12 protein-coding genes are annotated in these 13,399 nt (G+C 69.4%); 7 read left to right on the top strand and 5 right to left on the bottom strand.

All coding sequences use genetic code 11. From position 1 onward, the window contains the following. Nucleotides 1-193: 193 nt before the first annotated feature. From KVT44_RS48760 to KVT44_RS48745, 4 genes are all read right to left on the bottom strand, one after another. The gene (locus tag KVT44_RS48760; RefSeq protein WP_217574848.1) at nucleotides 194-952 is read right to left on the bottom strand and encodes a thioesterase II family protein; all 759 of its coding nucleotides are present in this window, start codon (nucleotides 950-952) and stop codon (nucleotides 194-196) included. A gap of 164 nt (nucleotides 953-1,116) precedes the next feature. Beyond that, complete coding sequence (locus KVT44_RS48755) at nucleotides 1,117-2,532, bottom strand: DHA2 family efflux MFS transporter permease subunit (protein WP_308314337.1); 1,416 nt, start codon at nucleotides 2,530-2,532, stop codon at nucleotides 1,117-1,119. A gap of 232 nt (nucleotides 2,533-2,764) precedes the next feature. After that, nucleotides 2,765-3,943, bottom strand: coding sequence for an acyltransferase (locus tag KVT44_RS48750; RefSeq protein WP_217574846.1), 1,179 nt, complete (start codon nucleotides 3,941-3,943; stop codon nucleotides 2,765-2,767). A gap of 301 nt (nucleotides 3,944-4,244) precedes the next feature. After that, nucleotides 4,245-5,117, bottom strand: coding sequence for an aspartyl/asparaginyl beta-hydroxylase domain-containing protein (locus tag KVT44_RS48745; protein WP_217574844.1), 873 nt, complete (start codon nucleotides 5,115-5,117; stop codon nucleotides 4,245-4,247). A gap of 116 nt (nucleotides 5,118-5,233) precedes the next feature. On the opposite strand from KVT44_RS48745, the gene KVT44_RS48740 reads away from it, so the two are divergent. Both KVT44_RS48740 and KVT44_RS48735 read left to right on the top strand, forming a co-directional pair. Then, nucleotides 5,234-6,031 (top strand): SDR family oxidoreductase, encoded by a 798-nt coding sequence (locus KVT44_RS48740; RefSeq protein ID WP_143609630.1) that lies wholly within the window; start codon nucleotides 5,234-5,236, stop codon nucleotides 6,029-6,031. 27 nt (nucleotides 6,032-6,058) lie between these two features. Next, nucleotides 6,059-6,706 carry an isochorismatase family protein gene (locus tag KVT44_RS48735; RefSeq protein ID WP_217574842.1) on the top strand — a complete coding sequence of 216 codons (648 nt, stop codon included), beginning with the start codon at nucleotides 6,059-6,061 and terminating at the stop codon, nucleotides 6,704-6,706. Nucleotides 6,707-6,807: 101 nt separating this feature from the next. Here the strand turns inward: KVT44_RS48735 and KVT44_RS48730 are convergent, their stop codons facing one another. Further along, nucleotides 6,808-7,965 (bottom strand): isochorismate synthase MenF, encoded by a 1,158-nt coding sequence (locus KVT44_RS48730; RefSeq protein WP_217574840.1) that lies wholly within the window; start codon nucleotides 7,963-7,965, stop codon nucleotides 6,808-6,810. 101 nt (nucleotides 7,966-8,066) lie between these two features. Here KVT44_RS48730 and KVT44_RS48725 point away from each other — a divergent pair, with 101 nt between their 5' ends. The 5 genes from KVT44_RS48725 (at nucleotide 8,067) to KVT44_RS48705 (ending at nucleotide 13,323) form a co-directional block, all read left to right on the top strand. After that, complete coding sequence (locus KVT44_RS48725; protein ID WP_217574838.1) at nucleotides 8,067-9,707, top strand: (2,3-dihydroxybenzoyl)adenylate synthase; 1,641 nt, start codon at nucleotides 8,067-8,069, stop codon at nucleotides 9,705-9,707. A gap of 56 nt (nucleotides 9,708-9,763) precedes the next feature. Then, nucleotides 9,764-10,024, top strand: coding sequence for a phosphopantetheine-binding protein (locus KVT44_RS48720; RefSeq protein WP_217574836.1), 261 nt, complete (start codon nucleotides 9,764-9,766; stop codon nucleotides 10,022-10,024). 26 nt (nucleotides 10,025-10,050) lie between these two features. Next, a complete protein-coding gene (locus tag KVT44_RS48715) occupies nucleotides 10,051-11,562 on the top strand; it encodes a tryptophan 7-halogenase (protein WP_217574834.1) in 1,512 nt (503 codons plus the stop codon). An 87-nt stretch (nucleotides 11,563-11,649) separates the two neighbouring features. Further along, entirely contained in the window at nucleotides 11,650-11,862 is a 213-nt protein-coding gene (locus tag KVT44_RS48710; RefSeq protein WP_254650908.1) for an MbtH family protein, read from the top strand. A gap of 192 nt (nucleotides 11,863-12,054) precedes the next feature. After that, nucleotides 12,055-13,323, top strand: a complete 1,269-nt coding sequence (locus tag KVT44_RS48705; RefSeq protein ID WP_217574832.1) for a cation:proton antiporter — start codon at nucleotides 12,055-12,057, stop codon at nucleotides 13,321-13,323. Nucleotides 13,324-13,399: the final 76 nt, after the last annotated feature.

The following is a 13,399-nucleotide window of genomic DNA, read 5'->3' as shown; positions in this document are numbered from 1 at the left end:
AGCCCCCGCCCCCAGCACTCCAAGAACTGATCAACACCGTCGGCACCGGCAGACCCCTGAACCTCTACATCCCGGTCTAACAAACCACCGCTAGGAGTTGTCGTCAAAGTGCCCCGTCCATATGCGGGCACGACAGCGACGGCGATCCGCGCGGCCTGCACGCTGGCGGGGGCAGGGCTGCCGGGGCCTCCCCCTACGCGTGGGGCGCCGCCGACGCGGTGGCGGTGGCCCGCAGGGCGGTGGCCCGGCGTATGTCGGCGTGGATCCGGCGGGCGAGCGGGCCGGGGTCGTCCTGGAAGTAGAAGTGGTCGCCGTCGAAGCGGTTCAGGCCCAGGAAGTGCCGGGTCAGCGCGCTCCACCGGGCGAGCGACTCGACGGGTACGACGGGGTCGTCCGCCCCGGCGAACGCGGAGATCGGCACCGCGAGAGGGACCGGGGCGGGTGGGCGCCATGACTCGGTGAGGTGCAGGTCCCCCCGTATGGTGGGCTCGAACCGGGCCCACAGGTCGGGGTCGTCCAGGATGCCCTGCGGGGTGCCGCCCATGGTGGCGACCCGGCGCCGCAGGACCTCGTCGGAGGCACTCTCGGGGAGCGCGGCCCGCTCTGTGGTCGGCTGCTCGTCGACGGTGGTGGGCAGGGGCGCGGTGCGCGCCGACACCCCCAGCCAGACGGGCGGGGTACGGCCTTCCTCGAGCAGGCGCAGGGTCAGCGCGTATCCCACCGCGGCGCCCATGCTGTGCCCGAACAGGGCGAACCTGCCGGTGAGTTCGGTGTCCAGCTCGGTGAGGAAGTGGTCCACGAGGTCGTCCATGCGCTCGAGCGGGACCCGGCCGTCCATCAGCCGGCCCGGGGCGTTCGGGACATGGATCTCCCAGCCCCCCGGGAAGTGGGCGGCCCAGCCGCGGAACATGAGCTGCGAACCACCGGCGTGGTGGAACACGAACAGGCGCATGGTGACTCCATGGACGTCGATGACGTGCCCAGCCGGATTCGGCCTGGGGAATGTGGGCGGTGCCCCGCGAACCACACCGCGGGGGTCGGTGTGTTCGCGGGGCACCTGTGTGCGGCAGGGCGGTAATCCGACGCTTCAGCGTCGCCCGGCCGCACGGTCCGGTGTCATTTTTCGGTGCCGGGGGCGCGCCGTCCCACGAATCCGGCGACCACTAGCGCGCCCACCAGCAGCAGCGCTCCGGCGATGCCCATCGCCAGTCCGTAGTGCTGCGATCCGTCGCCCGAACCGATCACGACGCCCAGGATGGCGACGCCGAGGACGGCACCGCTCTGCCGAGCGGCGTTGAGCGCTCCGCCGCCGATGCCGGCGTGGTGCTTGGGCACCGAGCTGATGACGGCGCTGATGAGCGACGGCATCGCGAAGGAGATGCCGAAGCCCAGCAGCAGAAGTCCGGCCATGCTGCCGATCTGCGATGCCGAGGTGTGCATGAACGGCACCTGGAGCAGCGTGCCCGCACCCATGAGGACGAATCCGATGGTGGCAGGGATCCGCGGCCCGATCTTCGCGACGAGCTTGCCGGCGTTGCTGCCGTTGAACGCGGTCGGCAGGGTCAACGGCAGGAACAGCAGGCCGGTCTTCATCGCGCTGGCGTGGTCCACCGTCTGGAAGAACAGCGACAGGACGAACATGGCGCCCGACAGGCCGAAGTTGACCAGCAGTCCGGCGAGCAGGCCCGCCGAGAAGGTGGACGAGCCGAACAGGCTCATCGGGAGCATTACGTCGCCGCGCCGGCTGCGTTCGACGACGACGAAGGCGATGCCCATGACCACCGCGGCGGCCAGGGTGGACAGGACCACCGGGTCGCCGAACCCGCTCTCACCGCCGGCGATCAGCCCGTAGGTGAGCAGACCTAGGCAGGCGATGCCGGTGAGCTGACCCGGGAGGTCCAGGCCGCGGTCCCGCTTCGGCGCCGTGGCGGGCGCCTTCTTCGCGGTGATCGCGATGCTGAGCGCGGCCACCGGGACGTTGACCGCGAAGATCGCGCGCCAGCCGAGGGTATCGGTCAGCACGCCTCCGATCAGAGGACCTGCCGCCAGCGCGACACCGGTGATGGCGGCCCACACGCCCATCGCTCTGGCACGTTTGGCCGGGTCCGGATAGGAGTTGACGAACAGCGCCATGGACGTGGGCAGCAGGCCAGCGCCGAACAGGCCCAGCAGTCCACGCAGGACGACCAGGGACAGGGTGTTGGGTGCCGCGATCGAGATGGCGGACACCAGGGCGAACGCGCCGGAGCTGTAGAGGAAGAGCTGCTTGGCTCCCAGCCGGTCCGACAACGCGCCCGCGGTGAGCAGGAGCGCGGCGAACGTGAGGGTGTAGCCGTTCGAGATCCACTGGAGGGAGTCGACGGAGGCGTGGAACTCCTCCGCGATGGCCGGGAGCGCGACTACGACGACGGTGGTGTCGAGCAGCACCATGAAGTAGCCCAGAGAGATGCCCAGCAGGAGCCAGTCGCGTGTTTTCCTGGTCTCGGCCGGAGCTGCGATGTCGTCAAGTGGTTGCTCGGGTAACGTCGTCACTCGTACTCGGTTTCCTTGTTCGGGGACGCGGGGGGACTGGGGCGCACTGGTCGGACAGTGGCGATGAAGCAGGTGAGTGAGCGGCCCGCGGCGGCCGTCGGATGGGGCCGTCCGTGTTCGTGCCAGGGTGTGCGGCGGGGCTGCGGGCCAGCTGACCCCATCACCGATCAGTTACTAAACTATCATCCAGACGGACTTACGGGCAACCGTAAGGACGGGTGCTGGCGGAATGTCAACCCCCGTGCCGCGCACGGGAGAAGCGTCGTGTCAGCGGTCCCTCCACGAGGGAGTACAGGGCCCATGAAGCCAGCAGGGTGACCACCGCCTCGCCGGCGAGGATGGCCAGGCTGGTCCCGGTCCCGTACAACTCGACGCCCAGCATCTTGCGGAACCAGGCGAGCACGATGAAGTGCAGCAGGTAAAAGGCGAAGGACACATTGCCGAGCCAGACCATCGCTCGGCTGCGGAACAGCGTGAATCCGCCCTTCTGGTCCGCCATGGCGGCGGCGGCGATGAGCGTGACCGCCGGAATGAGACACATCGCGCGCTGGGCGTACAGGTACGGCACGTGGTAGCAGGCGACATATCCGGCGGCGAGCAGGACACCGGACCAGACCATGCCGATGTTGCGCCAGCGGTTCAGCATGACGGCCCGCGCGACGAGGATTCCGAGCGCGAAGTCCAGGACGCGCGGTAGCGGCATGATGTAGGCGAACCAGTAGTGGACCGGCGAGGTGCCGTCCGTGCCGGGCATCACGTGCGGGCCTGCCGGCACGAGGTAATAGGTGACCAGCGGCGTGACGAAGACCGCCGCCACCGTGCCGGTGATCCAGTACTTCAGCCGGTCGGTGGGGATGCTCCTGATCCCGGCCAGCAGCAGCGGAAAGACCAGATAGAAGACGGCCTCGACGGCGAGCGACCAGCTCGGCGGATTCACCGGGAGGTGCTCGGAGAAGTACGGCGTCCACACCTGGAACATGAACAGGGCGCCGAGCGCGGGCAGGACGGGCGTCGCAGCCGCGTACAGCACCATCGCGAGGATCCAGGCGACGACATAGTTGGGCAGGATCTTGACGAAGCGCCGGCGCCAGAAGGACGGCGCGGTGTCATTACCGGGAGCCGACCAGGTCAGCACGAATCCGCTGAGCACGAAGAAGAACGTCACGCCGAATGCGCCGCTCGGGCCGACGGCCCATCCGAAACGCTGTTCCACCTTGTCGTCGGCGATCAGGCGCACCAGGGGAAGCGGCAGCGAGGCGTGAAACACGAACACCATGAACGCGGCGGGGAAGCGCAGGCCGGTCAGTGAGGGAAGTCGGCTCGGGCGGTGCCGACTTGGGCCGTCCGGCGGCGTGGACGCCTGTGCCTCTTGCGGCGCGGTCGTCACCACGCGTATGCGATCGGTGGACATGTGAAGTCGCTCCTCGTTGATCCGGCCCGATGGGTCCGATGGGTCCGATGGGTCCGATGGGTCCGATGGGTCCGATGGGATGGGGTGTCCGCGATGCGAACGCAGAACCTTCGGAGGCGGCAGGGAGCGCGTCCGAGCGCGAGGCGGTCGGGGCAGCTGGAGTCGAACCAGCAACTGACTGCCAGAGACCGGCAGGAGGTACACCACCTACGTGCCCCGTGGTCCGGCAGCGGCCGACGCGCAACCGCGGCGCGCCGCGCCACCGGGGCGAACGGTTGTCAGGCGGGCCGGAGCCGTGTCCTCACCAGGAGGTCAGGGAGAACCGCTCGCTCAGATCGCGGGCCTCGACGGCGAAGTCCCTGATGCGCTCGGCCTTTTCGACCATCTTGTCGTCGCCGCTCTGCTTCGAGATCTCGATCAGCCAGGCGTAGGTCTCGCTGGGGTGCACGTCGTACTTGTAGTGCACCTTGGACAGCAGGAACAGGATGTCCCGGAAGTTCTCCCGCTCGATCACCTGGCCCAGGCTGAGGATCCGCCGGCGGTGCTCCGCGGTGAAGGGACGACGCTCGGGCAGGTCGGGCGTGGAGTCAGGGGTGTAGACGTTCGGGTCGGCGAAGATCTCCTTCTCGTCGAAGCCCCCGTCGAAGGCGAAGTCGATACACAGCGACTGCCGGCTGATGTCGGAGAAGTTGACCGCAGAGTGCACCGTCGCGGCGTCCAGGAACCAGATCTCGCCCGGGCGCATGTGGATGACGGTGTCCTCGTTGGAGTGGAAGGCGAGCGGGCTGTCCTCCAACACCATGAACGTACGGAAGTAGCGGTCGACTTCGCGGTCCAGCTCCACGAAGTCGCGGTGCGGGATGACGATGGCGTTCTTCAGGTTCCGGGTCCGCGCCATCTGCAGGTGCGCCCCGTCAAACACCGTGGTCACGATCTCCTTGAGGTAGGGGACCCGCTCCACGTGCGCCGTCGAGCGGGCGACGGTGCCCGTGAGGTCACGGTAGAGCCGGTCCTCGCTGTCCCCGGAGGCGTTCCACAGGGGGACGTGCTTCCAGAACCCATTGCTGAATTCGTCGTACTCCTCCTCCACGGTCGGAACCGAGGCGAGGTATCCGAGATCCGGGGCCAACCGGGTCTGATCGAGGTCGATCTTGCCAAGGATGTGCGAGCGCATCCGACCCTCCAGGTCGCGAGACAGGTGCGGGAGGCGCGGAGGCATCAGGCCGTTCCGGATGTGCGCCGCCCGCAGTGCCCTACCGTAACAATATTTCTAGTGATAGTCTAGGTTTCATGAATCATGGCAGCCAGCTCGACGGCGTGACCGGTGCGAGCGTGATCGTCACGGGTGCCGCCGGAGGAATCGGACGGGCGGTCGCCGAAGCGTTCGCGGCCGCGGACGCACGGGTCGTGCTCTGGGACGTCGCCGAAGGGGTCCACACCACCGCCGCGGAGATCCGGGCGCGCCATGCCGCGAAGGTGTACGCGGTGTGCGCGGACATCACCGACCGCGCCGCCGTACGCGAGGCGTTCGACTTCTCCGAATCCGCCGCCGGGGACGTGTCCGTCGTGGTCCATGCCGCCGGCGCGCTGGCGACCGGGCCGGCGCTCGAGGCCGCCGAGGGGGCCTGGGAACGCTGTCTGTCGACGAACGCGACCGGCACCATGCTCGTCGCCTCGGAGTCGGCGCGGCGCATGGCCGCCCGTGGGCACGGGGCGATCACCGTCATCACCTCCAATGCGGCGTCCACCCCCCGGGTGGGCATGAGTTCCTATGGCGCATCCAAGGCGGCGGCCACCGCGTTCGTACGCGGCCTGGGACTCGAGGTCGCGGGTCGAGGCGTCCGGTGCAACCTCGTGTCGCCCGGCTCGACCGAAACCGCGATGCTGCGTCAGAGCTGGACCGGTGCCGCGGACATGGACTCAACGATCGGCGGTGACCCCACGACGTACCGGCTGGGGGTGCCGCTCCGCCGCGTCGCCCAGCCGCAGGACATAGCCGACGCGGCTCTCTTCCTGTCCTCCGCCGCCGCGCGCCACATCACCCTGCACGACCTGCGCGTCGACGGCGGCGCCACTTTGGACATGTGACGACCCATCTACCGGAAAGGACGCCCGATGGCGATTCCCCCAATTCCCGCGTACGACCTGCCTTCCGTCGGAGAGCTGGTCACCAACCGTGTTCCGTGGCAGCTGGACACGGCTCGGTGCGCGCTGCTCGTCCACGACATGCAGAAGTACTTCATCGACGCCTTCGACCCCCAGGCCGAGCCGATCTCCACAGCTCTCGGGAACATGACCGCCATCCGCCGGGCGTGCCGGGAGGCAGGCGTCCCGGTGGTGTACACGGCTCAGCCCGGGAACCAGCACCCGTCGCGGCGCGGCCTGCTGTCGGACTTCTGGGGCAGTGGGCTCAACTCCGGCCGGGACGCGGAGATCGTCGACGAGCTGACCCCGGACGACGACGACATCTTCGTCACCAAGTGGCGCTACTCCGCGTTCCAGCGCACCGATCTGGCGCAACTGCTCAAGCATCACGGGCGGGATCAGCTGATCGTCGTCGGGGTGTACGCCCACATGGGCTGCATGCTCAGTGCCGCCGAGGCATTCATGAGTGACATCCAGCCGTTCATCGTGGCCGACGCCACCGCCGACTTCAGCCGGGACGAGCACCTCCTGGCGCTGCACTACACCACCAAGAGGTGCGGTTCGGTGGTGACCACCGACCAGGTCGTCGGCTCGCTGTCCGGGCGCGCCGCGGCGTGATGGCGCCGGCCGCGGCGCGCCGGTGCCCGGTCTCGCCGCGGCCCCCGCAGGCCCGCTGTCGCTTCGCCCCCGCGGGCGAGGCGACGGCGGGCCGCGGTCGGTTACGCCCAGGCGTACTCGGTTGCCCCCAGCGCGGTCAGCATCGGGGAGAACTTCGCGGAGGTCTCGGCGAGTTCGGCCTCCGGGTCGGACTCGGCGACGATGCCGCCGCCTGCGAAGATCCGGATGCTGCGCCGGTCGGCCGTGATCTCTCCGCAGCGTATGGACACCATCCACTCGCCGTCGCCCTGTGCGTCGCACCAGCCCACCGCGCCGGCATAGAAGCCTCGGTCCCCCTCGATCTGTGCGATGGCGTCACGGGCCCCCTCGGCGGGATGGCCGCAGACCGCCGCGGTCGGGTGGAGGGCCAGAGCCAGGTCGAGCGCGGAGCTTTGTTCGCTCCTGAGGGTGCCGGTCACGGGCGTACCGAGGTGCCACAGGGCCGGCGCCGCCACCAGCGACGGCGAGCTCGGGGCCCGGACGTCCTCGCAGAGCGCGCCGAGCGACTTGCGCAACCCCTCGACCACGATGGCGTGTTCGCCGAGATCCTTGACCGATCGGGTGAGAGACTGCGCGACGGCGGCGTCCTGGTCGGGGTCCGCCGCGCGTGCGGCCGTTCCGGCCAGCGGGAAACAGGAGACCTCGCGTCCAGAACGGCGCACCAGGAGCTCCGGACTCGATCCGACCAGGGTGCGGGCCGTGTAGGGCTCCCCCGCCGGAGTCAGGTCCACGCAAAAGCCGTTGCCCGCGGCGTCGTTGGCCACCAGCCTGTGCATCAGGGCCATCGGCGGGATGGGGCGGTCGGCGCCGAGGACGAGCGAGCGCGCCAGCACCACCTTGGTCATCGGATCGTCCAACGCGCGCAGACGGCGCAGCGCCGAGCCGACGGCCTCGAGGTGGCCGTCGGGGGAAGGGATGCGGTCGAGAACGACACATTGGGGCACGGTGCCGGAAGGAAGGGCGGCGGACCACGGCCCCGGGAGGCGGTGGAGCGCGGCGGGAACGGTGAGAGCGGCGGGAGACCTCAGATCAAAGGGAAGGGCACCGACGATGGCCGGGATGCGTCCTTCCCTGAGCTGTGCGGCGGCCTCGTGCGCGTCGTCGAACGAGTCGAGGGAGCCAGGTGCGTGGATCGACCGATGCCGTTTCGAGAGAACGAAGGGAGTGGTTTGTTGACGCGCCGTACCTTCCCCCGCCGTCCCAGTCACTGAGATCGTCATAAAACTAGACTATCATATTAATGCCTACCTACGGTATGGTGAGGTCGTCGACGGATGACGCCGTCGGCCCCCGACCCACCCACCCCCACGGAAGGGCAGGCATGTCGCACAGCGCGTTGACCAGCGGTGATTTCATCCCGTGGCCGACGGAAGAGGCCGCCTCGTACCGGAGTTCCGGCTACTGGGCGGGCATCACCTTCGGTGAGCTGCTCGCACGCCGGGCAGCCGAGTCGGGCGAGCGGCGTGCGGCCCGCGACCAGAACCGGTCACTGACGTACCGTCAGCTCGACGACTCCGCTTCCTCGTTCGCGACCGGACTGCGGGACTTGGGCATCCGGCCCGGCGACCGGGTGATGCTCCAGATGCCCAACCGGGCCGAGTTCCTCGAGGCGCTGTTCGCCCTCTTCCGGCTCGGTGCCGTACCCGTCATGTGCCTTCCCGCCCACCGACACGCCGAACTGGCCGCGATCGCAGAGGCGAGCTCCGCGGTGGCGATCGTCGTCGCGCAGGACGGGGCCGGCTTCTCCTACGTGGACCTGGCACAGCGGATACGGCGAGAGGCGCCGACGCTGCGCCACGTGATCGCCGCCGGGCCCGCAACGGCGCGGGCCCTCTCGGTGGCCGGCGCGGACTTCGGCGACCTCTACCTGCCCGCGGTCGAGCAGCCCGCGCCGTCCGCCGGTGCGGTGGCCCTGCTCCAGCTGTCCGGAGGCAGCACCGGAATTCCCAAACTCATCCCGCGCACCCACGACGACTACCTCTACAGCGTCCGGCGCAGCGTCGAGGTGTGCGGTCTGAGCGAGTCGTCGGTCTACCTGGCGGTGCTGCCGGCCTCCCACAACTTCACCCTCAGCTCCCCCGGCATCCTCGGCGCGTTGTGGGCGGGCGGCACGGTGGCGCTGACGGAGGACCCGAGCCCGTCCTCGGCCTTCGCGTTCATCAAGGAGACCGGCACCACCATCACCGCGCTCGTACCGCCGCTTGCCCGCGTGTGGGTCAACACGGCCGAACGATCGGGCGCTCCCGGACTGGAGACCCTGGAGGTCGTGCAGATCGGAGGCGCGCGCTGCCCAGGCGAACTGGCCGCCAGGGTTAGGCCCGCTCTCGGCGCGCGTGCACAACAGGTGTTCGGGATGGCCGAGGGTCTGGTCTGCTACACCCGCCTGGACGACCCCGAGGACATCGCCGTCGGCACCCAGGGCAGACCGATGTCCGACCGGGACGAGTTGCTCGTGGTCGACGAACACGACCGTCCGGTCGAGGCCGGCGCGTCCGGCCATCTACTCACCCGGGGCCCGTACACGATCCGCGGCTACTTCCGCAATCCCGCCGCCAACCACCGCTCCTTCACCGCCGACGGCTGGTACCGGACCAGCGACATCGTCAGCGTGCGGCCCGACGGGAACCTCGTCGTCGTCGGGCGCGCGGGCGACTTCATCAACCGCAGCGGCGAGAAGCTCTCGCCGGAGGAGCTGGAACAGCATCTGCTGCGGCATCCGCTCGTCGACGATGTGATCGCGGTCGGAATGGCCGACGAGATGCTCGGCGAACGCACCTGCGTCTTCGTCGTCCCGAGCGCGGCGGACACCGCGCCGTCCCTGACGGACCTGCGCACCTTCGCACGGCAGAACGGTCTGGCCGACTGGAAGCTGCCCGACGAGGCCAGGGTCGTACGGGAATTCCCCAAGACGAAAGTCGGGAAGGCGAGCCGAGCCGACCTCCGCGCCATCCTGCGCGGCTGAACTTCGCCCTCCGTCCTACCACCACCAGCATGACCAGACCAGAGAGGAACCCAGGCATGCCCACGATAAGCCGCGAGCAGATGAAGGCCGACATCGCCGAGGCGGCCGGCCTCGAGCCCGAGCAGATCGGCGATGACACCAATCTGCGTGACGCGGGGCTCGACTCCATCCGGCTGATGTCCCTCGTCGAGAAGTGGCGGGCCGCCGGAGTGCGGGGCGCCGACTTCGTGACCCTGGCGTCGTCGCCGACGCTCGGCACATGGATCGCCGAGTTCTCGTCCGTGGACGCGGCCGCCGACGCCCAGACCGCCCGCTGACCCGAACCAGGATTGGAACCAAGCACATGGAAAGCCGTAAAGAGCAGGTCGATGTCGTCGTCGTCGGCGGAGGGCCCGGCGGATCGACCGTCGCCACACTGCTGGCGCGCCGGGGCCACTCCGTCGTCCTCCTGGAGAAGGAGAAGTTCCCCCGGTACCAGATCGGGGAGTCCCTGCTGCCCGCCACGGTGCACGGCGTCTGCAAACTCCTCGGTGTGACCGAGGAGATGGAGGCGGCCGGCTTCATGTACAAGCGCGGCGGCAGCTTCCGCTGGGGCACCAACCCGGTCCCGTGGAACTTCCTGTTCTCCATATCCCCGGAATACAGCGGCCCCACCTCCAACGCCTACCAGGTGGAGCGGGCCCGCTTCGACGAGATCCTGCTGCGCAACGCGGCCCGCTGCGGCGCCGACGTACGCGAGGAGTGCGACGTCACCGGTTCCCTCCAGGCCGACGACGGCCGGGTCACCGGCGTGTCCTACCGCGACGCGGACGGCGGTGAGCACGAGATCTCCGCGACCTACGTGGTGGACGCCTCCGGCAACCGGAGCAGCCTGTGGCGTGCGACCGGCGGTGAGCGCAAGTACTCCGAGCACTTCCAGAACGTGGCCGTCTTCGGCTACTTCAACGGCGGCGGCCGGCTGCCCGAGCCCAACAGCGGCAACATCCTCTGCGAGGCGTTCGACGAGGGCTGGCTGTGGTACATCCCGCTCACCGACGCCCTCACCAGCGTCGGCGCCGTCATCAGCCGGGAGAACGCGTCGCAGATCCAGGGCGACCGCGAAGCCGCGCTGATGAAGTTCGTCGACCGCAGCTCGTACGTCAAGGACATGCTGACCGACGCCACCCGGGTCAACGACGACAGCATGTACGGCGAGGTCCGCATCCGTAAGGACTACTCCTACGCGAACACCCGCTTCCACGCCCCCGGCATCGTGCTGATCGGTGACGCGGCGTGCTTCATCGACCCGGTGTTCTCCACGGGCGTCCACCTGGCGACCTACGCCGGTGTGCTGGCGGCGCGCTCCATCAACAGCGTGCTCGAGAAGAGCGTTTCCGAGGAGCGGGCATTCGCCGAGTTCGATGGCCGCTACCGCCGTGAGTACTCGGTCTTCTACGAGTTCCTCTCGTCCTTCTACCACATGGACCAGGCCGAGGACTCCTACTTCTGGCGGGCCCGGAAGGTCACCAACCTGCCCCAGTCGTCCTTCGAGGCGTTCGTCTCGCTGGTGGCCGGCGGGTCCTCCAAGGAACGCGTACTGACCGACGGAGCGCAGGTGGCCGAGCGGTTCGCGCGCTCGGCCGAGGACATCTCCCGTGCCGCGGAGCGGACCGGAGGGATGGAGACGGACTCCGGTCAGCGCATGAACCACCTCTTCTCGGCCCCCGTGGTGCGGGAGGTCATGGAGGAGATGAACGCCCTCCAGGCGAATAGCGGCGAGGGCACCGAAGTGGTCGAACCGCCGCTGCTCGAGGGCGGGTTGGTGCCGACCCCCGACGGCCTCGGCTGGGCGGAGCCGGTATCGGTGCCCGTCTGAACCGCCGGGTGACGCGCGGCGGCCACGGCCGGAGGTCGCTCGGTACCGCTTGTGATGCCGACCCGCTCCATGGAGGGGAAACCGATCATGAACAACCCATTCGACGACCCTGAAGGCACGTTCCACGTCCTCGTGAACGACGAGAACCAGTACTCCCTGTGGCCCGCGTTCGCGCCGGTCCCGGCGGGCTGGGTCGCGGCGTTGACCGGCGCGAAGCGCGACGAGGCGCTGGCGCACATCGAAGGGAACTGGACCGACATGCGCCCCAAGAGCCTCGCCGAGGCGACCCGGACCGCATGACCTGGACGGCCCCGGCAGGGCCGTGAGTGACGTATCTCGTGCGGCGGACAGGACTGCTCCTGTCCGGCCGCCGAGGCGTGCTGCCCGGACGGCGGACAACGGTCCGCCGCCGGGGAACGACCGGCTGCCCCTGCGGGCCCCATGGGCCGACGACGGGAACGGTCGTCATCCCGAACCGAAAGGACGGTACCCATGGGCGTCGCCGACGGCGTGTCCTTCACCGCGCGGCTGGCGGCCACCCTGCTGGCCATCCTCCTGCTCGCCCTGCTCGGGCGTAGGGCGGCACGGTTGCTGCGTCAGCCGGAGGTCGTCGGGGAGATCATGGCGGGCCTGTTCGCCGGGCCGTTCATCGTGGCGTTCTTCGGAACCGACGTGCTCCACAGCCTGCTGCCCGCGGGCACGCTCGACACGCTCAAGCTCGTCTCCGAGGGAGGTCTCGCGCTGTTCCTGGTCGGGACCACCCACAAGCTGCGCCTGGGCGTGCAGCGGACGGTGCGTCGGGCCGCTGGACCGGTTGCCCTGGGCGCGTTCGTCCTTCCGCTGGTGACCGGGGCGCTGCTCGCCGGATGGCTGGTGTGGCGGGGGGACGCGGACGTGCGCGGGCACGCCCCCGCGTCGGCGGTCGTGCTCATGGTCGCCGTGTCGCTGTCCATCACGGCCGTACCAGTGCTCGCCAGAATCCTCGAGGAACGGGGCATGCTGGGGTCGGTCACCGGGCGGGTCGCCATGTTCGCGGCCATCCTCATCGACATCGCCGGGTGGATCCTGCTCTCCATCGCGGTGGGCCTGGCGTCCGGCAGCCCGGCGGGCTTCCTGCGCTCGATGGAGGTGCTCGCCGCCGGGGCGGTGCTGGCCCTGGGAGCGCGCCGCGCGCTGGGCTCCCGACTGGGCACCGGCATGGTCACCCGGGCCCGCAGGCGCACCGCGCTGGTGATCGGCGCCCTGGCGATCACGCTGGCCTTCGCCTCCGAACGGCTGGGCCTGACCGCGGTCTTCGGAGCCGTACTGCTGGGGCTCGCCGTTCCGGCCACCGACTCGGCTCCCTGGGAGTCCGCGGTGGCCTCGGTGACGCGTGCGGGACGCGGCCTCGTCCCGGTGTTCTTCGCGGTCACCGGCGTCACGGTCTTGACGGCCGGGTTCGACGACACCCCGTGGGGCCTCGTTGTCGGCACCGTGGTCCTGGGCGCGCTCAGCAAGGTCGGCGGCGGCTACCTCGGCGCGCGGCTGGGCGGGCAGGAACGCCGGGAGTCCTTGCGGATCGGGGTCCTCATGAACACCCGCGGGCTCACCGAACTCGTCGTCCTGAAAGTCGGCTACAGCGCGGGAGTCCTCTCCCCGCCCCTCTTCCTCGCCATGGTCGTCATGGCCCTCACCACCACGGCCATGACCGGACCGTGCCTGCAGCTGCTCAAGACGCGCGAGCCCCGGGCCGAGCGGGTCTCCGCCGGGGCGGTCACCTGAGTCCGGATCACACACTCAGCATTCCGAATGAAGTATCAAAACTGATAGTCTAGGTTTAGGGGGCGAGTCTTCGCCA

The organism is Streptomyces sp. GbtcB7 (assembly GCF_019091445.1).
GTDB classification, from domain to species: Bacteria; Actinomycetota; Actinomycetes; order Streptomycetales; family Streptomycetaceae; genus Streptomyces; species Streptomyces mirabilis.
This window is presented reverse-complemented; position numbering and strand designations above follow the sequence as displayed.

Bases quoted from the DNA above. Each gene is read 5' to 3' on its own strand.
- KVT44_RS48730 (WP_217574840.1), bottom strand. From the start codon at position 7,965: ATGACGATCTCAGTGACTGGGACGGCGGGGGAAGGTACGGCGCGTCAA.
- KVT44_RS48760 (WP_217574848.1), bottom strand. From the start codon at position 952: ATGCGCCTGTTCGTGTTCCACCACGCCGGTGGTTCGCAGCTCATGTTC.
- KVT44_RS48715 (WP_217574834.1), top strand. From the start codon at position 10,051: ATGGAAAGCCGTAAAGAGCAGGTCGATGTCGTCGTCGTCGGCGGAGGG.
- KVT44_RS48725 (WP_217574838.1), top strand. From the start codon at position 8,067: ATGTCGCACAGCGCGTTGACCAGCGGTGATTTCATCCCGTGGCCGACG.
- KVT44_RS48705 (WP_217574832.1), top strand. From the start codon at position 12,055: ATGGGCGTCGCCGACGGCGTGTCCTTCACCGCGCGGCTGGCGGCCACC.
- KVT44_RS48745 (WP_217574844.1), bottom strand. From the start codon at position 5,117: ATGCGCTCGCACATCCTTGGCAAGATCGACCTCGATCAGACCCGGTTG.
- KVT44_RS48735 (WP_217574842.1), top strand. From the start codon at position 6,059: ATGGCGATTCCCCCAATTCCCGCGTACGACCTGCCTTCCGTCGGAGAG.
- KVT44_RS48750 (WP_217574846.1), bottom strand. From the start codon at position 3,943: ATGTCCACCGATCGCATACGCGTGGTGACGACCGCGCCGCAAGAGGCA.
- KVT44_RS48740 (WP_143609630.1), top strand. From the start codon at position 5,234: ATGAATCATGGCAGCCAGCTCGACGGCGTGACCGGTGCGAGCGTGATC.
- KVT44_RS48720 (WP_217574836.1), top strand. From the start codon at position 9,764: ATGCCCACGATAAGCCGCGAGCAGATGAAGGCCGACATCGCCGAGGCG.
- KVT44_RS48710 (WP_254650908.1), top strand. From the start codon at position 11,650: ATGAACAACCCATTCGACGACCCTGAAGGCACGTTCCACGTCCTCGTG.